Here is a 20,954-nt window from a genome sequence, read left to right on the forward strand (position 1 = left end):
AGGCGCGGCCTGAGGAGAGAAGTGCATGACGCAAGTCACGGTGAAACAACTGGCCGATGAGGTCAAAACACCGGTAGAGCGCCTGTTGCAGCAGATGCGTGAGGCAGGTCTGCCGCACACCGCCGCCGATGAAGGTGTGAGCGACAGTGAGAAGCAGTCTTTGCTGACTCACTTGAAGAGCAGCCACAAGGCGAAAGTGGAAGAACCGCGCAAGATTACATTGCAGCGCAAAACCACCAGCACCCTGCGTGTTGCTGGTAGCAAGAGCATCAGCGTTGAAGTACGCAAGAAGAAAGTCTTCGTACAGCGCAGCCCGGAAGAAATCGAAGCCGAGCGCAAACGCGAACTGGATGAACGTCGCGCAGTAGAGAATGCTGCTCGTCAGAAGGCTGAAGAAGAAGCCAAGCGTCGCGCCGAAGAAGAAGCGCGCCGCCAGCCTGCTGCTGCGCAACCTGCTGGTACTGACGCGGTCGCCGCTCCTGTAGCGCCTGTTGAAGCTGTGCGTGAGGCTGCTCCGGTTGCCGCTGCACCTGCTCCTGCAGCAGACGCTCGCAAGCGCGACGAGCCTCGTCGTCCGGACAAACCACGTGCCGACGATAACAATCGTCGCGGTGGTGGTGGCGATGGCGAGCGTAAAAACGCTCCACATCGTGCCTCGGTCAAAGAGAAAGCGCCTGCTCCACGCGTTGCTCCACGTACTACCGACGAAGAAAGCGATGGCTTCCGTCGTGGTGGTCGCGGCAAGGCCAAGCTGAAAAAGCGCAACGCCCACGGTTTCCAGAGCCCAACGGGCCCTGTCGTGCGTGATGTGCAGATCGGCGAGACCATCACGGTTGGCGATCTCGCCAATCAGATGTCGGTCAAGGCTGCTGAAATCATCAAGTTCATGTTCAAACTGGGTACTCCAGCGACCATCAACCAGGTACTGGACCAGGAAACTGCCCAACTGGTTGCTGAAGAGCTGGGCCACAAAGTGACCCTGGTCAGCGACACCGCCCTGGAAGATTCCCTGGCCGAGTCCCTGAAGTTTGAAGGTGAGTCGTTCTCCCGTGCGCCAGTTGTGACCGTAATGGGCCACGTTGACCACGGTAAGACCTCGCTGCTCGACTACATCCGTCGTGCCAAGGTAGCTGCTGGCGAAGCCGGCGGTATCACCCAGCACATCGGTGCATACCACGTTGAAACCGAACGCGGCATGGTCACTTTCCTCGACACCCCTGGTCACGCCGCGTTTACCGCAATGCGTGCCCGTGGTGCCAAGGCGACTGACATCGTGATTCTGGTGGTTGCAGCGGACGACGGCGTGATGCCGCAGACCATTGAAGCTGTCCAGCACGCCAAGGCCGCTGGTGTTCCACTGGTTGTTGCCGTGAACAAAATCGACAAGCCGGGCGCCGATCTCGATCGCATCCGTAGCGAGCTGTCGGTTCACGGTGTGACGTCCGAAGAGTGGGGCGGTGATACGCCGTTCGTTTCGGTCTCGGCAAAAGTCGGTACCGGTGTAGACGAACTGCTCGAAGCGGTCCTGCTGCAAGCTGAAGTGCTCGAACTGAAAGCAACGCCATCGGCCCCGGGTCGCGGTGTTGTGGTTGAATCGCGTCTCGACAAAGGTCGTGGCCCGGTTGCAACCGTTCTGGTTCAAGACGGTACGCTGCGCCAAGGCGACATGGTGCTGGTCGGTTCGAACTACGGCCGTGTACGTGCCATGCTCGACGAGAACGGCAAGCCAATCAAGGAAGCCGGTCCTTCCATCCCTGTCGAGATTCTCGGCCTGGACGGTACCCCGGACGCTGGCGATGAGATGAGCGTAGTAGCCGACGAGAAGAAAGCCCGTGAAGTGGCTCTGTTCCGTCAAGGCAAGTTCCGCGAAGTCAAACTGGCCCGTGCTCACGCCGGCAAGCTGGAAAACATCTTCGAAAACATGGGCCAGGCAGAGAAGAAGACGCTTAACATCGTCCTCAAATCTGACGTCCGTGGTTCTCTCGAAGCGTTGAACGGCGCCTTGAACGGCCTGGGTAACGACGAAGTGCAAGTGCGCGTTGTCGGTGGCGGTGTCGGTGGTATCACCGAGTCCGACGCCAACCTGGCACTGGCTTCCAACGCTGTACTGTTCGGCTTCAACGTGCGTGCCGATGCTGGCGCTCGCAAGATCGTCGAGCAGGAAGGCCTGGACATGCGTTACTACAACGTCATCTACGACATCATCGAAGACGTCAAGAAAGCCCTTACCGGTATGCTTGGCAGCGACGTTCGGGAGAATATCCTGGGTGTTGCCGAGGTGCGTGACGTGTTCCGCTCGCCGAAATTCGGCGCGATCGCCGGTTGCATGGTTATCGAAGGTGTTGTGCACCGTAACCGTCCAATCCGTGTACTGCGTGAAGACATCGTTATCTTCGAAGGCGAGCTGGAATCCCTGCGCCGCTTCAAGGATGACGCTTCCGAAGTGCGTGCCGGCATGGAATGCGGTATCGGCGTCAAGAGCTACAACGACGTCAAAGCTGGCGACAAGATCGAAGTCTACGAGAAGGTTCAGGTTGCTCGCAGCCTCTAACTCGCGCACTTCCGGAGCCACGCGGCGCGTGGGCATGCAGATGCCCCGCGCAGCGTACGGACTCTAAACGCAACGCCCGGTCTGGCTTTTGTCAGGCCGGGCGTTTGCCGCTTTCAGACCCCACGGGTTTCACCGTGTGGCAGTAACAGGTAACAAGACATGGCAAAAGAATACAGCCGTACCCAGCGTATCGGCGATCAGATGCAGCGCGAGCTGGCCCAACTGATCCGTCGCGAAGTCAAAGACCCACGCGTTGGCCTGGTCACCATCACCGCCGTTGAAGTGAGCCGCGACGTAGGTCACGCGAAGATCTTCATCACCGTGATGGGCCAGGACAGCAGCGAAGAAATCGCGCAAAGCATCAAGGTGCTCAACTCGGCTGCAGGTTTCCTGCGCATGCAGTTGGCCCGCGAAATGAAGCTGCGCAGCGTGCCTCAGTTGCACTTCCACTACGACGAAAGCGTCGTGCGTGGTGCGCACCTGTCGGCGCTGATCGAGCGCGCCGTGGCTGAAGACAGCCAGCACCCGTCCACACCTGAAGACGCCAAGGAGTAAGCGGTGGCTCAGGTCAAACGTATCCGTCGCAACGTCAGCGGCATCATTCTGCTCGACAAGCCCATTGGCTTTACCTCCAATGCTGCCTTGCAGAAAGTTCGCTGGCTGCTCAATGCCGAGAAGGCCGGGCACACCGGCAGTCTCGACCCCCTGGCCACCGGCGTGCTGCCGTTGTGCTTTGGTGAGGCGACCAAGTTCTCGCAATACCTGCTCGATTCCGACAAGGGTTACGAAACCCTGATGCAACTGGGCAAGACCACCACCACGGCCGATGCCGAGGGTGATGTTCTGCAGGTTCGTGACGTGACCGTTGGTCGTGCTGATATTGAAGCTGCTTTACCCGGTTTTCGTGGGCAAATCAGTCAGATACCGCCGATGTACTCGGCCCTCAAGCGTGATGGCCAGCCTCTGTACAAGCTGGCACGTGCGGGTGAAGTAGTGGAGCGCGAACCGCGTTCTGTTACTATTGCGCGCTTGGAATTGCTCGCCCATGAAGGCGACACTGCCCGCTTGGCCGTGGACTGCAGCAAAGGCACCTATATCCGTACCCTGGTGGAAGATATTGGTGAAAAGCTCGGTTGCGGCGCGTACGTTGCAGAATTGCGACGCACCCAGGCCGGTCCTTTCAGTCTGGCCCAGACGGTCACGCTGGAAGAGTTGGAAGCAGTACATGCCGAAGGCGGCAATGAAGCAGTTGATCGCTTCCTGATGCCATCGGACAGCGGTTTGCTGGATTGGCCATTGCTGCACTTCTCGGAGCACAGCGCGTTCTACTGGCTCAATGGCCAACCGGTACGTGCCCCGGATGCTCCGAAGTTCGGTATGGTGCGGGTACAGGATCATAACGGTCGCTTCATCGGTATCGGTGAAGTGAGCGAAGACGGGCGCATCGCGCCGCGTCGACTGATTCGGTCAGAATGACCGAACGAGTGTGGCTGTTAACAGGCACGGTCAACACTCATTTTTAGATACAGGGATTTGTCCCTGGCCTGTTGAGATCACCCTTTGGGTGGTTTCCTGAAAAAAGGATTGCCTCATGGCTCTCGACGTTCAAGAAAAAGCACAAATCGTAGCTGACTATCAGCAAGCTGTTGGTGACACTGGTTCGCCAGAAGTGCAAGTTGCACTGCTGACTCACAACATCAACAAGCTGCAAGGTCACTTCAAGGCCAACGGTAAAGATCACCACTCCCGTCGTGGTCTGATCCGCATGGTAAACCAGCGCCGTAAGCTGCTGGACTACCTGAAAGGCAAGGATCTGGGTCGTTATCAGGCTCTGATCGGTCGCCTGGGTCTGCGTCGCTAATCAGCGATTGCGCTAGAGGTTGGTTGTCTGCCGTGTGTCAGTGGGATTCCCGCTGGCCCATGGCAGGCTCCCAGCCTCAAGTTTTATCTGGATACACGTTTTACCCTGGACGAGCGTCGGGCCGATTCCCGGCATTGCCCAAGAATTTCGCAAGAAGACAAGTTCCCCAAGAGCCACAAAGAAGGTAGGACACCGTGAACCCGGTTATCAAAAAATTCCAGTTCGGTCAGTCGACCGTTACCCTCGAGACAGGCCGTATCGCCCGTCAAGCCTCCGGCGCAGTGCTGGTCACCGTTGACGACGACGTTACCGTATTGGTGACCGTTGTTGGCGCCAAGACCGCTGACCCAAGCAAAGGCTTCTTCCCTCTTTCTGTTCACTACCAGGAAAAGACTTACGCTGCCGGTAAGATCCCTGGCGGTTTCTTCAAGCGCGAAGGCCGTCCTTCCGAAAAAGAAACCCTGACTTCCCGACTGATCGACCGTCCGATCCGTCCGCTGTTCCCAGAAGGCTTCATGAACGAAGTGCAGGTTGTCTGCACCGTCGTTTCCACCAGCAAGAAGACCGATCCGGACATCGCTGCGATGATCGGTACTTCGGCTGCCCTGGCCATCTCCGGTATTCCTTTTGATGGTCCGATCGGCGCAGCTCGCGTTGCTTTCCACGAAAGCACCGGCTACCTGCTGAACCCGACTTACGAACAACAGAAAGCGTCGAGCCTGGACATGGTCGTTGCCGGTACGTCGGAAGCCGTGTTGATGGTTGAATCGGAAGCCAAAGAGCTGACCGAAGACCAGATGCTGGGCGCGGTACTGTTTGCTCACGACGAGTTCCAGGTTGTGATCAACGCTGTTAAAGAACTGGCCGCCGAAGCTGCCAAGCCGACTTGGACCTGGGCTCCACAAGCCGAAGCGACTGAACTGCTGGGTGCTATCCGCTCCGAGTTCGGCGCTGCGATCTCCGACGCCTACACCATCACCGTCAAGGCCGACCGCTACGCTCGCCTGGGCGAGCTGAAGGAACAGGTTGTGGCCAAGCTGTCCGGCGAAGAAGGCCAGCCTTCTTCCAGCGACGTCAAAGCTGCCTTCGGTGAAATCGAATACCGCACCGTTCGCGAAAACATCGTTAACGGCAAGCCGCGTATCGATGGTCGCGACACGCGCACCGTACGTCCGCTGAACATCGAAGTCGGCGTTCTGCCGAAGACCCACGGTTCGGCCTTGTTCACCCGTGGTGAAACTCAGGCTCTGGTAGTTGCAACGCTGGGTACTGCCCGTGACGCACAGCTGCTGGACACCCTGGAAGGCGAGAAAAAAGACCCGTTCATGCTGCACTACAACTTCCCTCCGTTCTCGGTAGGTGAGTGTGGTCGCATGGGTGGTGCTGGTCGTCGCGAAATCGGTCACGGCCGTCTGGCCCGTCGTTCGATTGCAGCCATGCTGCCTGCTGCCGACGTGTTCCCGTACACCATCCGTGTGGTGTCGGAAATCACCGAGTCCAACGGTTCCAGCTCCATGGCTTCGGTCTGCGGTGCTTCCCTGGCGCTGATGGACGCTGGTGTGCCGATGAAGGCACCGGTTGCCGGTATCGCCATGGGCCTGGTTAAAGAAGGCGAGAAGTTCGCCATCCTGACCGACATCCTGGGCGACGAAGACCACCTGGGCGACATGGACTTCAAAGTAGCCGGTACCGCTAAAGGTGTTACCGCGCTGCAGATGGACATCAAGATCAAGGGCATCACCGAAGAGATCATGGAAATCGCTCTGGGCCAAGCCCTGGAAGCGCGGCTGAACATCCTCGGCCAGATGAACCAGATCATTGGTCAGTCGCGCACCGAGCTGTCGGAAAATGCTCCGACCATGATCGCGATGAAAATCGACACCGACAAAATCCGTGATGTTATCGGTAAAGGCGGCGCGACCATTCGTGCGATCTGTGAAGAGACCAAGGCTTCGATCGACATCGAAGACGACGGCTCTATCAAGATCTTCGGCGAAACCAAAGAAGCTGCAGAAGCTGCACGTCAGCGCGTTCTGGGTATCACCGCAGAAGCCGAGATCGGCAAGATCTACGTCGGTAAAGTTGAACGCATCGTCGACTTCGGCGCATTCGTCAACATCCTGCCGGGCAAAGACGGTCTGGTTCACATCTCCATGCTGAGCGACGCTCGTGTTGAGAAAGTGACCGACATTCTCAAAGAAGGTCAGGAAGTGGAAGTGCTGGTACTGGACGTGGACAACCGCGGCCGTATCAAGCTGTCCATCAAGGACGTAGCAGCAGCCAAGGCTTCGGGCGTTTAATTACCCCGGCCTCATGCTGAAAAAAGGACTCTTCGGAGTCCTTTTTTTATGCGCGTGGGAAAATGCCGATAAATCAGATGCTTAGTAAATCCCAAAAGCCGCAACTTGCATGCAAGGACGGTCTGCTTCATGCAAGTTGCACGATTCCGAAGATTGGCGCTTTTTATAAGTCATTGTTTTATAAGGATTTAATTCGAAAGCGTGACTTGGCACACTGCCTGCAATAACCCTGTTAACGCTGCAGCATCAAGGTTTACCCACTGCAGACTTTCAATAAAACAGGAGTTACTCGTATGAAGAAGTTCGCTCTCGCTACTGCTACCGCTCTGACCCTGGCCATGGGTGCTAACGTGGCCTTTGCTCAGACTTCCCAAGCTCCAATGACCATGGCCGCTGGCGAAGTGACCAAAGCCAAAGAATCCACTTCGGATACTTGGATCACCACCAAAGTCAAAGCTGACCTGCTGACCGAGAAAGGCATTCCTGGTTCGGACATCAAGGTTGAAACCAACAAAGGTGTGGTTTCCCTGTCGTCGACCGTAGCGATCTCTGATTCGCAGAAAGCCACTGCAGTAGCAATCACCAAGCGCATCAAAGGTGTGACCGCTGTATCTGCTGACGGCCTGCTGGCAGGCGGCGCAACTAAAGCCGACAACGTCGACAAAACCAAAGGCGCAGCAGCTGACGCCAAGGGCGCCACTTCCGATACCTGGATCACCACCAAAGTAAAAGCTGACCTGGTAACCGAGAAAGGCATTCCTGGCACCGACATCAAAGTCGAAACCAACAAAGGCGTAGTGTCTCTGTCCTCTTCCGTCGCAGTGACTGAAGCACAGAAAACCACCGCGGTGAATATCGCCAAGAAAATCAAAGGCGTTAAAGCTGTATCGGCCGATGGCCTGAAAGCAGAGTAACGCTCCACTGTTCGTCTGAACTGAATGGCGGCGGCTTAGGGTGAGTTAGATATCCACCCAAGGCACCTCTGGAGTTCATGCGACCGACCACACGGATGTGGTCATTACAGGCCCCGGCACTTGTGTCGGGGCCTGTTCTATTCTGAGCAGAAAAAAACCCAAGTCGATTACACACAAATGTGGGAGCTGGCTGGCCCGCGATAGCATCACCTCGATTCAACTGAGTGATCCAGGTGTGTGCATCGCAGGCCAGCCAGCTCCCACGTTTGGATGGGTGTCGCTCAGGTGTTACTCAGCATCCAGATGCATTGGGGTCACCACCCGGCCATCCTTTTCCGCCTGTCCCAGGTTGGCATCAATGAAGTACACCCGGTCATCTTCCAGCTGGCCCTTGTCCACCAGGTAGTCCTTGATGGCACTGGCTCGGTCTTGCCCCAGTTGACGCAGCAGTACATCACTGGCGCCCCAGAACTTGATCAGCCCGTCACGCAGCTTCGCGGTGCGTTCATCGCTGCTCAAGTCTTTCCACTCGGCCGGCGGTTGCTGTTTCAGGCGGGTGCGGTAGATGCCTTCCAGCAATGGCGCTTTTTCCTTCTCGGGTACGACCAGCAGCGAAGCCTGGGCCGGAACCTTATCGCCACGGCGCTGCAGTATCTTGTAGTAGTTGTACTGATATTCACGTTCCAGTCGCTCGGCAGCGAGCAAGGGGCCGTCACTGCTGGCAGCCGCCGTGCCTTCGATTTCAAGACGCAGGGTAGGGCGCTCTTTGAGTGCCTTGGCCAGGGTGTCCAGCGCGCCTTGAGCGTCTTTGTTCAACTCGCTGGAGCCTGGGGCGAACGACACATTGCCCAAGTCTTCCGAGCCTCCGCCCGTCACCAGCCCACCGATGAACTTGAACGGCGCCGTCGCCGCGCGCACCACCAGGTTACGCAGGGTTTGCCAGACAATCGGCATCACACTGAATTGCGGGTTGTTCAGGTCGCCGGTGACCGGCAGTTCGATGGAGATCTTGCCGTCGGAGTCCTTGAGCAGGGCGATGGCCAGGCGAATCGGCAAATCCACGGCGTCGGCGCTGTCGACTTTCTCACCCAGTTGCAGTTGCTCAACCACCACTTTGTTTTCAGCCTTCAATTGGCCTTTGGTGATCACATAATGCAGGTCCAGGTTAAGCCTGCCCTTGCGGATGCGGAAACCGGCGAACTTGCCGGAGTACGGCGTCAACGTGGTCAACTCGACGCGTTTGAAGCTGGTGGCGATATCCAGCGCCGCCATCGGATCAAACGGGTTCACGCTGCCTTTGATGGTCACTGGCGCATAGCGATCCACCTTGCCCTTGATGTCGACGCTGGCCGGTTTGGCTTGGCGACTGTCAATGGTGCCGATCTGCCCGTTGAGCTGTTGAATGGCCGTGGCAAAGTTGGGCGTGAGGCTGAAGTCGGCAAAGTTGGCCGAGCCGTCATTGATCGCGATCTGCCCTATATGGATGCCCAGCGGCTTATCTTTGCTGGCCGCCGGCTTGGCTGCCGATTTGGCGCCACTGTCGGCCGGCTGCGGGATCAACAGGTCATCGATGTTGGTGGTGCGGTCATCATTGATCATGAAGCGCGCGTACGGTTGCAGCAGGTTGACCTTGTCGATCGACAGGCTGTCGCCGTGTAGATAATTGACACCTTCGAGCACCAGGCGCTGCCATTTGAGGAAGTCGCGGGTCTTGAGCGTGTCCAGGGTGTGCAATTGGTCGACCTGGGCGCGGCCGGTGACCTGAAGCGCCAAGGGCTCGGTGCTCTTGAGGTTCACATCCAGATTGCTGCCCAACATACCGCTGCGCAGTTCCAGCCGAATGAACGGGCTGATATAGGACTGAGCAACCCGCAGGTCGATGTCCTGGGTATTCACTTTGAGTTTGGCGCTGACCGGGTTGAGATTGACCTCGCCGGTTGCCTGGATCTTGCCTTGTTTACCCAGGCCGGAGTCGACCTTCAAGGTAAACGGGCTTTGGTTAAGGCTGTCGAAGTTCTGCACATCGACGTTCAAGGGCCCCAGTTCCAGCGCTACCGCAGGTTTGGCCTGACGGTCGGCCAGGTGCACCTGATAGTTACGCAGCTGCACATCCTTGAGCAGTACCTGCCAGGGCTTGCTAGGCGCGGCCGGTTCAGCCTTTGGCGAGTCGGCCGTCGCCGGCGCAGTGGCGGGCTCGGGCGCCTTGGCCGGTTTGCTCGGTTGGCTGGCGAACAGTTTTTGCCAGTCCAATTGCCCATCGGCTTCGCGCGCGGCCCAGGTTTCCAGCTTGTTGCTGCGAATCTTGCCGACCACCACGTGCTGCTTGGCCAGGTCCACCGTGGTGTCACTGACGTCCAAGCGTTCCAGGCGCATCAATGGGCGGCCATCGGGCGCCTTGATAGCAAACGGCGCAATGCTGGCCGCCGTGTTGGTCAGGTTCAGTTCGGTTTCTTTGGCGAGGCTGAATGTGTAGTGGGTGCTGAAATTCAGCACACCGTCTTCCAGCACAAGCGGCACGGCGTCACGGACATACGGCCACCAGGCTTTCATCTTGCCGTCGGTGACTTTCAGCGTGCCCTCGGACGTGATCGGTACCAGGCTGAAGTTGCCTTTCCAGTCGATCTGCCCACCCTCGGGGCCGGCGGCCACCAGCGTCATGTCGGCGTTGTCTTCCGGCAAGGTGCTGAGGTTTTTCAGTTCAAAGTCGAGTTTGTCGTAAAGGAATTCGATCGGTTCGCTGGGACGCAGGTCTTGAAAATGCACATAGCCGCCCGCCAGCTTGATGCTGTCGATGCGCAGCGGGAATGGCTTGGCGTTCGGGTCGGCCGGGGTCGGTTCGCTCGGCGGCAGCTTGAACAACTGCGCCAGGTTCAGCTGGCCGGACTTGTTGAACAGCAGCTCAGTCTTGGGTTGATCGAGTTGCACATCGGCCAGGTGCAGGGCACGAGTCCAGAGGCTGTCGATCTGCAGGTTGGCGTAGAGACGCTCGAAACCCACTTGCTCCTTGCCCGGTTCGCCGATTTTCAAGCCCCAGGCTGTCACTTCCAGGCTGAACGGATTGAGTTCGATACGCTCGATGCGTGCCGGCACCGTGGCGTAATGGGCCAGCTGTTGATTGGCAATACGAAGGGCGATGCCCGGCAGAATCAGAAAACCCAGCAAGCTGTACAGAGCCAGGGCGGTCAACAAGGCGCCAGCGGCGCGGATCAATCCTTTGGGCATGAGTGACGCCATCTATGTCGAACAGGAGTGCCTTGGAGTATGGCACGGGATTTCGGTTCCGAAGCACCGGGCCTCTTGGGAAAAGTACTACAGCTGCAGGATGAGGGTTTTCAACGGTGGCTGCTGGTCCTGGGAAGGGAAGTCGGCGCCCGGCGTCATGATTTGCCAATCGCGTACCGGGCGGCCGGCTTTCTCAGCGCAACGCAGCACCTGTTCGCGCCAGTCATCCATGCTGACTTTCGCCAAGTTGTTGCAGCAGATCAGCACGCCATTGTCGGCCGTCGCGAGCAGCGCAGGCTTGAGCAGGCTCTGGTAGTCACGCAACAGGTCAACGGTGCCGAAGGCGCTCTTGGCCCATGCCGGTGGGTCGAGCAATACCAGGTCATATTGGCGCTGCTCGAGGCGTGGATAGCTCGGCAGTTTCTGCCCGCGACGTTGAGTGATCGGCAAGCCCGCCAGTTGGCGAATCGCCGGGAAGTAGTCGGACTGCACGAATTCCATGGTTGGCAATTGTGGGTTGAGCAGACCGTTTTCGCGACCGACCGCCAGGTTGCCCTCGGCGAAGTCCAGGTTGCACACCTCACGCGCGCCACCGGCCGCCGCGCTCAGGCCGACGCCGCAGGTGTAGGCGAACAGGTTGAGCACGCTCTTGCCGGCGCTGTGCGCCTTGACCCAGCCGCGGGTGTTGCGCAGGTCCAGGAACAGCAGCGGGTCTTGCCCGGCGTGGCGCCCACGCACGCGATAATTGAGGCCCCATTCGTGGCCAACCAGGTCTACCAGCGCGGCAGGCTCGGCGCGGTACACCGTGTCTTCACGGTCGATGCGCGAGTTGCCACGGGAGCGATCGTTGTAGACCAGCAGCAATTCCAGGCCCATGAACTGGTTGATCAGTTGGTGCAGGTCCAAGAGGTCAGCTGTTTCCAGGGATTGATGGAAACTCTGCACCAGCAACTGTGGGCCGTAACGGTCGATAGTCAGGCCGCCGGCGCCTTCCTGGCTGCCATGAAACAAGCGGTAGCAGTCAGTGCCTTGGGCGTGCAACTCGTTGATCAGGTCTTGGCGATAATCGAGGGCGGCGCGCAGCGCCTGATTCAAGGGAGTCATGGAGCGCGCCTTGCTGTAAATGGGGCGCGGAGTTTAACAGCTATAGGCGCCGGCCTACATCAACCCCATCCGCCGATGGGCACGCTGCACCGAGCCATTGCGCATCGCCCAGCGCAGCAACGGCGCACTGCGCTTGACCCCGGCGCGGACCATTTGCCGTTGCAGCGGGCTTTGGTGTTGCCCGAGCAGGCTGCTTGCCCAGTCCGGCAGCAAGTCGATCCCCGCCTGCATCATCAGCGCGCCAAAAGGTTTGGCCAGCGTGCTGGGTGACGGTGCATTGAGCAGCAGACGCAACACTTCGCGGCTGCGCTCGTCGCACAGCAGTTGCGGACGAACGCGTGCCAGGTAATCCGAAATTTCCTGCCGTGAACGCGGAACATGCCGCGCGCCCAAGCGTTCGGCCACCAACGCAATTTCACTGTAGTAGCGGTCCTGATCCCGACCCGAAAGGCGCGGGTTGCAGTAACGCAGGTGGGCCGCGAGGAAGTTGCTGACCTCCGCCACATGCACCCACGTCAGCAGCGCCGGATCACTGGCCGCGTAAGGTCGCCCGTCCGGGGCATGCCCCGTCACTTGCAGGTGAATGGTGCGCACTTTTTCGATCAGCCATTCGGCGTCTTTGCGCGAGCCGAACGTGGTGCCGGAAATAAACTGCGAGGTGCGCCGTAAGCGCCCAAGCATGTCCTGGCGAAAATTCGAGTGGTCCCACACACCCGCCAGTGCCAGCGGGTGCAAGGCTTGCAGCATCAAGGCGCTGATGCCACCAATCAACATGCTGCTGAAATCGCCATGGACCTGCCAACTGACCGAGTCCGGCCCGAACAGGCCTGGATCGCCCTTGGGGTTTTCCAGGTCCAGCTGGCCCAGCGACAGGCCGGTGAGGCTCATCAACTGGGTTTCGATACGGTTGCGGATAAATTCCATGGCGACTCGAGGGTTCCTAGCGGTTCAGGCGTTTGTCGATCAGGCCATCCACGACGCTGGGGTCGGCCAGTGTCGAGGTGTCACCCAGGCTGTCCAGTTCATTGCAGGCGATTTTGCGCAGAATCCGCCGCATGATCTTGCCGGATCGGGTTTTCGGCAAGGCCGGCGCCCATTGGATCAGTTCCGGCTTGGCAAAGCTGCCGATTTCCTTGCTGACCAGCTCAAGCAGGTTTTTCTTCAACGCATCGCTGGGTTCAACCCCATTCATTGGGGTGACGAAGGCATAAATCCCCTGGCCTTTGACGTCGTGGGGATAGCCCACCACGGCGGCTTCGGCCACTTGGTCATGCAACACCAGCGCGCTTTCCACCTCGGCAGTGCCGATGCGGTGGCCGGACACGTTGATCACATCGTCGATGCGCCCGGTGATCCAGTAGTCACCGTCCTCATCGCGGCGTGCGCCGTCCCCCGTGAAGTAGTAGCCAGGGTAGGGTTTGAAATAGGTGTCGATCATGCGCTGCGGGTCGCCGTAGACGCTGCGAATCTGCCCCGGCCAGCTGGCCTTGATCGCCAGCACGCCACTGCCGGCGCCGCTGATTGGCTTGCCTTGCTCATCCAGCAGCACCGGCTGCACGCCAAACATCGGCTGGGTTGCGCAGCCGGGCTTGATCCGCTGGGCGCTGACCAGGGGGCTGAGCATGATGCCGCCGGTTTCGGTCTGCCACCACGTGTCGACAATCGGGCAGCGTTGTTCACCGACGGCGTTGAAGTACCAGTCCCAGGCTTCGGGGTTGATCGGCTCGCCGACACTGCCCAGCAGGCGCAGGCTGGCGCGGGAGGTATTCTCCAGTGGCCCGTGACCCTCACGCATCAGGGCGCGCAGGGCGGTGGGCGCGGTGTAGAAGATGTTCACCTGATGTTTGTCGATCACCTGCCAGAAGCGCGAGCTGTCCGGGTAGCTCGGCACGCCTTCGAACATCAGCGAGGTAGCGCCATTGGCCAGCGGGCCGTACACGATGTAGCTGTGGCCGGTCACCCAACCGACGTCGGCGGTGCACCAGAACACTTCGCCGTCGCGGTAATCGAGCACGTACTTGAAGGTCATCGCCGCTTGCAGCAGGTAGCCGCCGGTGGTGTGCAGCACGCCTTTGGGTTTGCCGGTGCTGCCGGAGGTGTAGAGGATGAACAGCGGGTCTTCGGCGTCCATGGGCTCGGGCGGGCAGTCGTCGCTGGCGGCATCCAGAGCTTGCTGGTACTTGAGATCGCGGCCTTCGTGCCAGGCAACGTCAGCGCCGGTGCGCTCCACCACCAGCACGGTGCTGACGTTCGGGCAGCTGGCCAGGGCCTGGTCGACGTTCTTTTTCAGCGCCACCGGTTTACCGCCGCGCACGCCTTCGTCGGCGGTAATCACGGTGCGGCAGTCGGCGTCGAGAATACGGTCACGCAGGGCGTCCGGTGAGAACCCGCCAAAAACCACCGAGTGCACCGCGCCAATGCGTGTGCAGGCCAGCATTGCGTAGGCGGCTTCCGGGATCATCGGCATGTAGATGCACACGCGGTCGCCTTTTTTCACGCCACGGTTTTTCAACACATTGGCCAGGCGGCTGACGTTTTGATGGAGCTGGCGGTAGGTGATTTTTGCAGACCGTGTCGGATCATCGCCTTCCCAGATGAAGGCCGTCTGGTCGGCGCGTTGCGTCAGGTGACGGTCGATGCAGTTGTAGCTGACGTTCAGTTGGCCGCCGGCAAACCATTGGGCGGCGCCGGTGTGAATGTCTGAATGCTGGACGGTGTGCCAGGGTGTGATCCAGTCGAGAAAGCTTTTGGCCTGTTCTGCCCAAAAGGTGTCGGGTTGCTCGATGGATTGGCGATAAAGGCGCTGGTAGTCGGCTTGACTGAGCTGCGCGGCCTGGCGGACGGCATCGGCGTTGGGGAATGTGCTGATATCGAACATGAGCGGTCCTTATTCTTGTTTTGGCGACAAGTCATAAAGATGCACGCAGTGGGGGGAGGGTACAAGGCCAACGTCCAAACGGACGTTGGCCTTGGTGTACCGGCTTCAGCCGCGGTGACGACCGCGGAAGTAGTTGATCAGGCCCTGGGTCGAAGCATCCTCGGCCGAGGTTTCTTCGGCACCGGTCAGGCGGTTATACACGCCTTTGCCCAGCTCTTTGCCCAATTCCACGCCCCATTGGTCGAAGGCGTTGATACCCCAGACCACGCTTTGCACAAACACCTTGTGTTCATACATAGCCACCAGTGCGCCCAGGCGACGCGGGCTGATGCGTTCAACCACGATGGTGTTGCTCGGACGGTTGCCCGGGATCACCTTGTGCGGGGCCAGCTTCTGGACTTCGGCTTCGGGGAGACCTTTCTCACGCAACTCGGCTTCGGCTTCGCTGCGGGTTTTGCCGAGCATCAGTGCCTGGCTTTGGGACAGGCAGTTGGCGAACAACCACTGATGGTGGTCGGACACCGGGTTGAAGCTGACAATCGGCACAATGAAGTCGGCCGGAATCAGTTGGGTCCCTTGGTGCAACAACTGGTGGTAGGCGTGCTGGCCGTTGCACCCTACGCCGCCCCAGATGACCGGGCCGGTATCGGTGGACACTGGCGTACCGTCCTGGCGCACACTCTTGCCGTTGGATTCCATGTCCAACTGTTGCAAGTGTTTGGTGATGTTGCGCAGGTAGTGGTCGTACGGCAGGATCGCGTGGCTCTGCGCACCCCAGAAGTTGCCGTACCACACGCCCAGCAGACCCAGCAGCACGGGCATGTTGGCTTCGAATGGGGCGTTCTGGAAATGCTGGTCCATGGTGTAGGCACCAGACAGCAGTTCCTTGAAGTTGGACATGCCGATCGCCAGGGCGATGGGCAAGCCGATGGCCGACCACAGCGAGTAACGCCCGCCGACCCAGTCCCACATCGGGAAGATGTTTTCTTCGCGGATACCGAAGGCCACGGCCGCTGCGTTGTTGCTTGAGACGGCGATGAAGTGGCGATACAGCTCGGCTTCCGAGCCACCCTGAGCCAGGTACCAGGCGCGGGCGGCCTGGGCGTTTTTCAGGGTTTCCAGGGTGTTGAAGGATTTTGACGAGACGATAAACAGCGTGGTCTCGGCGCGCAGCTTCTGGGTCAGCTCATGGAACTCGCTGCCGTCAATGTTCGCCAGGTAGTGGCAGCGCACGCCTTTGTGGGCGTAGGACAACAGCGCTTCGGAGACCAGCTCCGGGCCGAGGAACGAGCCGCCGATGCCAATGTTCACCACGTCAGTGATCGGCTTCTCGGTGTAACCGCGCCACAGGCCATCATGGATGCGGCCGACCAGGTCAGTGATCTGGTTCAGCACCTTGTGCACGTCCGGCATGATGTTCACGCCGTTGACCGACAACTTGTCGCCAACCGGGCGACGCAGTGCGGTGTGCAGGGCCGGACGGCCTTCGGAGGAGTTGACCGGCTCGCCAGCGTAGAGCGCGTTGATCGCGTCTTTAAGGCCGACTTCATTGGCCAGGTCGACGAGCAAGGCGCGCGTTTGGGCAGTGATGAGGTTTTTCGAGTAATCGAGGAAAAGCCCGCAGCTGCTCAAGGTGAATTGGGAAAAGCGCTGGGGATCGGCATTGAATGCGTCGCGCATGCTGAAATCCTGCATGGCTTGGCGATGTTTATCGAGCGCTTGCCAAGCGGGCAGAGCGGTAACGTCATGAGGAGTGCGGTAATACGCCATCGCTGCGGGTTTCCTTTTTATTACGGGGACTTGCCTTTAGGACACTTCTAAATCCGGAACGTCCAGTCTTTCATCAGGCGTTGGGTTCCGGTCAGCGCCAACAATGGCACAGGGCGTTTACATTAAACCTAGCGTGTCGATATGTCTTGGCTTTGTCTGCGCTGTAGCCGGTACTTTTTTATACCGGCACAGCGGGGAGGGCAACAGGCGCGCTTGTTTTCAAGGGAGAATATGCAGGGTCAGGCCAGGGTCAGGTGCAGGTTGTCGATCAGGCGTGTGGCGCCCACATACGCGGCCACCAGGATCACTACATCGCGATCCTCGGGCGTGGCGGGACGCAGGTGTACACCCTGGCGCACTTCCAGGTAGTCGATGCGCAATCCGGCCGCTTCGATCTGCTGGATCTGCTCGGCACGCAGTTTGGCAAAATCGTGGTCGCCTCCCTTGATGGCGGCGGCAATCTGGCTGAGGCTGCGGTACAGCACCGGCGCGATGGCGCGTTGTTCTTCGCTGAGGTAGCCGTTGCGCGAGGACAGCGCGAGGCCGTCAGCGGCACGCACAGTGGGCTCGCCGATGATCTGGATCGGCATGTTCAGGTCATGCACCATGGCGCGAATCACTGCCAGTTGCTGATAGTCCTTCTGGCCAAACACGGCCATATCCGGCTGGACCATGTTGAACAGCTTGCTGACCACCGTCGCTACCCCTTCGAAGTGCCCGGGGCGGCTGGCGCCGCAGAGGCCTTCGGACAGTTGCGGGACGCTGACGCGGGTCTGGCCGGTCATGCCGCCGGGGTACATTTCTTCGACGGTTGGCGCGAACAGCAGGTTGCAACCGGCTTGCAGCAGTTTTTCCTGATCGGCGGCCAAGGTGCGAGGGTATTTGTCCAGGTCCTCGCCGGCACCGAACTGCAACGGGTTGACGAAGATACTCGCCACCACGAAATCCGATTGCTGGGCGGCCTTGGTCACCAGGGTGGCGTGGCCGCTGTGCAGGTTGCCCATGGTGGGCACAAAGCCAATGCGCTTGCCGGCGCTGCGCGCGTGGGCGACTGCAGCGCGCAGTTCTCGTACGGTTTTAACGGTGTTCATGCAGAGAATCCGTGTTCGGCGCCTGGGAAAGTAACGGCTTTGACTTCGTCGACGTAAGCGCTCAACGCGGCCTGGATGCTGTCTTTACCTGCCATGAAGTTTTTCACGAACTTGGGGGCTCGCCCGGTCAGCGACAGGCCGAGCATGTCATGCAAGACCAGAACCTGGCCGTCGGTGGCAGAGCCCGCGCCGATGCCGATTACCGGCACTTTGACCGCCTGGGTGATCTCTGCCGCCAATTCGCTCGGCACGCATTCCAGTAGGATCATCGCGGCACCGGCTTGTTCCAGGGCAATGGCATCGGCGCGCATCTGACGCGCCTGGGCTTCATTGCGGCCTTGTACCTTGTAACCGCCGAGGATGTTCACCGACTGTGGCGTCAGGCCCATGTGCACGCATACCGGCACACCGCGCTCGGCGAGCAGTCGGATCGACTCGGCGAGCCATACGGCGCCTTCGACCTTGATCATGTGCGCGCCGGCCTGCATCAGTTTGCCGGCGTTCTGAAAGGTCTGTTCCAGCGTGGCGTAACCCATGAACGGCAGGTCGGCGATGATGAAGGCACCCTCATTGCCGCGCTTGACGCTGGCAGTGTGGTAGGCGAGTTCATCTGTGGTGACGGGCAGGGTGCTGTCATTCCCTTGAAGAACCATGCCCAGCGAGTCGCCGATCAACAGCACTTCAACACCGGCCTGGCAACTGGCGTGGGCGAAGGTGGCGTCGTAGCACGTCAGCATGGTGATTTTTTCACCTTTGAGCTTGAGGCTCTGCAAGGTGGTCAGGGTAATGTCTGGCATGAAAAGGGTCCTCGTTCAGGCGCTTGGAAACAGCGAGTAACGCGCGTGAGTCTTCGTTTATACAGGCGCACTGTCTTGAGAGCAGTGCTTATAAGGCCTGGATTGCGCCCTTCAGCGCCGCGTTGGCGGCAGCGGGACGCCTATAGTCGTGATGAGGACTCGGGAAGTCAATTGGATGTGTTACCGCATTGTTACGATGGCGGTGTTACCGCTGTTACTGACGCGTTTCAGCACGTTGAAGACCACTTTTGACGGCCTGTGAGATCAAATGTGGGAGACGCTTGCTCGCGAATGCGCTGGGTCAGTCAGTGCTTGTAGCGACGGGTTCACCGCATTGGCGAGCAAGCTGCTCCCACGCGGACTGCATCAGGCGCTAGAGAGGCGTTCCAGGCCGACAAACGGGCAGGCCTTCAACAGCTCCGCGAGGGTTCGGCCGTCGGGCAGTTGCAACTCAGCGGGGGCCAGTTCGGCCAGCGGGTACAACACGAACGCGCGCAGGTGCATCTGGTAGTGAGGCACTTTGAGGCGCGGCTCGTCGATCAAGCGATCGCCAAACAGCAGGATATCCAGGTCCAGCGTACGCGGGCCCCAACGCTCGAGACGTTCGCGGCCCTGGCCGTTTTCGATGGCTTGCAGTGCATCGAGCAGCGCCAGTGGCGCAAGGCTACTGTCCAGGACCGCGACCGCATTGGTATAGCGCGGCTGACCGGGGAGCAGGGAGTCACTCTGATAGAAGTCGGACACACCGACGAGGGCGGTGCCTGGCAATAGCGCCAACGCCGCAATGGCGCTGAGCAGTTGCTGGTCCGGGGCAGCGAGGTTGCTGCCCATACCGATGTAGATACGTTCCACGTTTATTCGCCTGCAGCGCCCGAGGCATCGGCAGACGTGCGTTTGCGCTTGCTGGAGCTGCGACGACGCTTCTTCGGCCCATCGCTGGCGCCATCACCTTTGCTGCCAAGGTCACGAATCATGTCGCGGCGCTGGCTGTCGTTGGCGTCCTGGTAGTCGGTCCACCATTCGCCCAGGCCGTCGGTTTGCTCGCCGGCGCTTTCGCGCAGCAGCAGGAAGTCGTAGCCAGCACGGAAGCGCGGGTTGTCCAGCAGCAGGTCGGCGCGTTTGCCGCTGCGCCGTGGCAGGCGCTCCTGCATGTCCCAGATCTCGCGGATCGGCAGGGTGAAACGTTTTGGAATGGCGATGCGTTGGCATTGCTCGGCGATCAGCTCGTGCGCAGCTTCCTGCATGGCAGGAATCGGCGGCATGCCACGGTCCTGCAGGCGCAGTACGCGTTTGGGCAGGGCCGGCCACAACAGGGCGGCAAACAGGAACGCCGGGGTCACCGGTTTGTTCTGTTTGATGCGCAGATCGGTATTGATCAAGGCTTCGCTGATCAGCGTGTGGGTGTACGTCGGGTTGTATTCCAGAGCCTCGGCGCTGGCCGGGAACAATGGATCGAACAACTGCAGGTCGACGAGCATTTCGAACGTGTCGGCGGCGTACCCCGAGAGGAACAGCTTGAGCACTTCTTCGAACAGGCGTGCCGAAGGGATTTCCCGCAGCATGGGCGCCAGTTCGCGAATCGGCGCGGCCGTGTGTTTCTCGATACCGAAATTCAGCTTGGCGGCAAAACGCACCGCTCGCAGCATGCGCACCGGGTCTTCCTGGTAGCGCTGCGTCGGGTCGCCGATCAAACGGATCAGGTTGTTGCGAATGTCGTGTACGCCATTGGCGTAATCGAGGATGCGCTCGCTGACCGGATCGTAATACAAGGCGTTGATGGTGAAGTCGCGGCGTTGCGCGTCTTCTTCCAGGGTGCCGTAGACGTTGTCGCGCAGGATGCGGCCGCTCTCGTTGCGGGAAGACTGGTTGGTGTCTTCCTCTTCATCGTTTTGCGGGTGGCCGGCGCGGAACGTGGCGACCTCGATGATTTCGCGGCCAAAGTGGATATGCACCAATTTGAAGCGGCGACCGATGATTCGCGCGTTGCGAAATTCGGCACGCACTTGCTCGGGCGTGGCGCTGGTGGCGACGTCGAAATCCTTGGGCGTGATATTGAGCAACATGTCACGTACACAGCCACCCACCAGATAAGCCTGGTAGCCGGCGTTCTGCAAACGTTCGACGATGTTCACCGCATAGCGGCTGAATTGAGCACGCTGCAATGAATGCTGATTGCTGTTAAGCACTTCAGGCGTGCTGCGAATGTGTTGCGTACGACGCAAGGGAGAACGGAATGACTGGAACAACTTCTTCAGCATGGGATGCACTGTTTGAAGGAATGTTCGGCCATAACGAAGAATGACCGCATGATGGGCCGGGATTCTAGCATTTAGTCGAGGGATGGTGTAGGAACAAGCTGCAGGCCTTGCGCCATAAGCTTAAAAGAAAGGGGAACCGGCCAAATGCCGGAAACTACAAGGGGAGCCGAAGCTCCCCCAGAAGTAGTTGCGTGCTCTATTTTTATTA

At 59.5% G+C, this 20,954-nt stretch carries 15 protein-coding genes; 6 read left to right on the forward strand and 9 right to left on the reverse strand.

Annotation, left to right across the window (positions count from 1 at the left end; translation table 11 throughout):
• Nucleotides 1-25 precede the first annotated feature (25 nt).
• From infB to AACV02_RS17890, 6 genes are all read left to right on the forward strand, one after another.
• Nucleotides 26-2,551 (forward strand): translation initiation factor IF-2, encoded by a 2,526-nt coding sequence (infB, locus tag AACV02_RS17865; RefSeq protein ID WP_106579254.1) that lies wholly within the window; start codon nt 26-28, stop codon nt 2,549-2,551.
• A gap of 159 nt (nt 2,552-2,710) precedes the next feature.
• On the forward strand, nt 2,711-3,106 hold the full coding sequence (rbfA, locus tag AACV02_RS17870) for a 30S ribosome-binding factor RbfA (protein WP_016973761.1): 396 nt from the start codon (nt 2,711-2,713) through the stop codon (nt 3,104-3,106).
• 3 nt (nt 3,107-3,109) lie between these two features.
• Nucleotides 3,110-4,027: a tRNA pseudouridine(55) synthase TruB gene (gene truB, locus AACV02_RS17875; protein WP_106579253.1), complete on the forward strand. Its 918-nt coding sequence runs from the start codon at nt 3,110-3,112 to the stop codon at nt 4,025-4,027.
• A 115-nt stretch (nt 4,028-4,142) separates the two neighbouring features.
• On the forward strand, nt 4,143-4,412 hold the full coding sequence (gene rpsO, locus AACV02_RS17880) for a 30S ribosomal protein S15 (protein ID WP_003176135.1): 270 nt from the start codon (nt 4,143-4,145) through the stop codon (nt 4,410-4,412).
• Between the two features lie 194 nt (nt 4,413-4,606).
• Nucleotides 4,607-6,712 (forward strand): polyribonucleotide nucleotidyltransferase, encoded by a 2,106-nt coding sequence (gene pnp / locus AACV02_RS17885; RefSeq protein WP_119741048.1) that lies wholly within the window; start codon nt 4,607-4,609, stop codon nt 6,710-6,712.
• 293 nt (nt 6,713-7,005) lie between these two features.
• Nucleotides 7,006-7,626: a BON domain-containing protein gene (locus tag AACV02_RS17890; RefSeq protein ID WP_119741050.1), complete on the forward strand. Its 621-nt coding sequence runs from the start codon at nt 7,006-7,008 to the stop codon at nt 7,624-7,626.
• 288 nt (nt 7,627-7,914) lie between these two features.
• Here AACV02_RS17890 and AACV02_RS17895 read toward each other — a convergent pair whose 3' ends face one another.
• The 9 genes from AACV02_RS17895 to AACV02_RS17935 form a co-directional block, all read right to left on the reverse strand.
• Nucleotides 7,915-10,848: a DUF748 domain-containing protein gene (locus AACV02_RS17895; RefSeq protein WP_119741055.1), complete on the reverse strand. Its 2,934-nt coding sequence runs from the start codon at nt 10,846-10,848 to the stop codon at nt 7,915-7,917.
• 87 nt (nt 10,849-10,935) lie between these two features.
• Nucleotides 10,936-11,952: a class I SAM-dependent rRNA methyltransferase gene (locus AACV02_RS17900; protein ID WP_119741057.1), complete on the reverse strand. Its 1,017-nt coding sequence runs from the start codon at nt 11,950-11,952 to the stop codon at nt 10,936-10,938.
• 54 nt (nt 11,953-12,006) lie between these two features.
• Complete coding sequence (locus AACV02_RS17905; RefSeq protein WP_119741059.1) at nt 12,007-12,876, reverse strand: oxygenase MpaB family protein; 870 nt, start codon at nt 12,874-12,876, stop codon at nt 12,007-12,009.
• A gap of 16 nt (nt 12,877-12,892) precedes the next feature.
• On the reverse strand, nt 12,893-14,830 hold the full coding sequence (gene acs, locus AACV02_RS17910; RefSeq protein WP_119741061.1) for an acetate--CoA ligase: 1,938 nt from the start codon (nt 14,828-14,830) through the stop codon (nt 12,893-12,895).
• Between the two features lie 105 nt (nt 14,831-14,935).
• Nucleotides 14,936-16,600 (reverse strand): glucose-6-phosphate isomerase, encoded by a 1,665-nt coding sequence (gene pgi, locus AACV02_RS17915; protein ID WP_119741064.1) that lies wholly within the window; start codon nt 16,598-16,600, stop codon nt 14,936-14,938.
• A 239-nt stretch (nt 16,601-16,839) separates the two neighbouring features.
• Nucleotides 16,840-17,691, reverse strand: coding sequence for a pantoate--beta-alanine ligase (gene panC / locus AACV02_RS17920; RefSeq protein WP_119741066.1), 852 nt, complete (start codon nt 17,689-17,691; stop codon nt 16,840-16,842).
• The gene (gene panB, locus AACV02_RS17925) at nt 17,688-18,488 is read right to left on the reverse strand and encodes a 3-methyl-2-oxobutanoate hydroxymethyltransferase (RefSeq protein ID WP_106579244.1); all 801 of its coding nucleotides are present in this window, start codon (nt 18,486-18,488) and stop codon (nt 17,688-17,690) included. Before panB ends, panC begins: the two co-directional genes overlap by 4 nt.
• Before the next feature lie 366 nt (nt 18,489-18,854).
• Nucleotides 18,855-19,340 (reverse strand): 2-amino-4-hydroxy-6-hydroxymethyldihydropteridine diphosphokinase, encoded by a 486-nt coding sequence (gene folK / locus AACV02_RS17930; protein WP_119741068.1) that lies wholly within the window; start codon nt 19,338-19,340, stop codon nt 18,855-18,857.
• 2 nt (nt 19,341-19,342) lie between these two features.
• Nucleotides 19,343-20,746, reverse strand: coding sequence for a polynucleotide adenylyltransferase PcnB (locus AACV02_RS17935; RefSeq protein WP_106579242.1), 1,404 nt, complete (start codon nt 20,744-20,746; stop codon nt 19,343-19,345).
• Nucleotides 20,747-20,954 lie beyond the last annotated feature (208 nt).

It is taken from the genome of Pseudomonas sp. Larv2_ips, assembly GCF_963879675.1.
Classification (GTDB): domain Bacteria; phylum Pseudomonadota; class Gammaproteobacteria; order Pseudomonadales; family Pseudomonadaceae; genus Aquipseudomonas.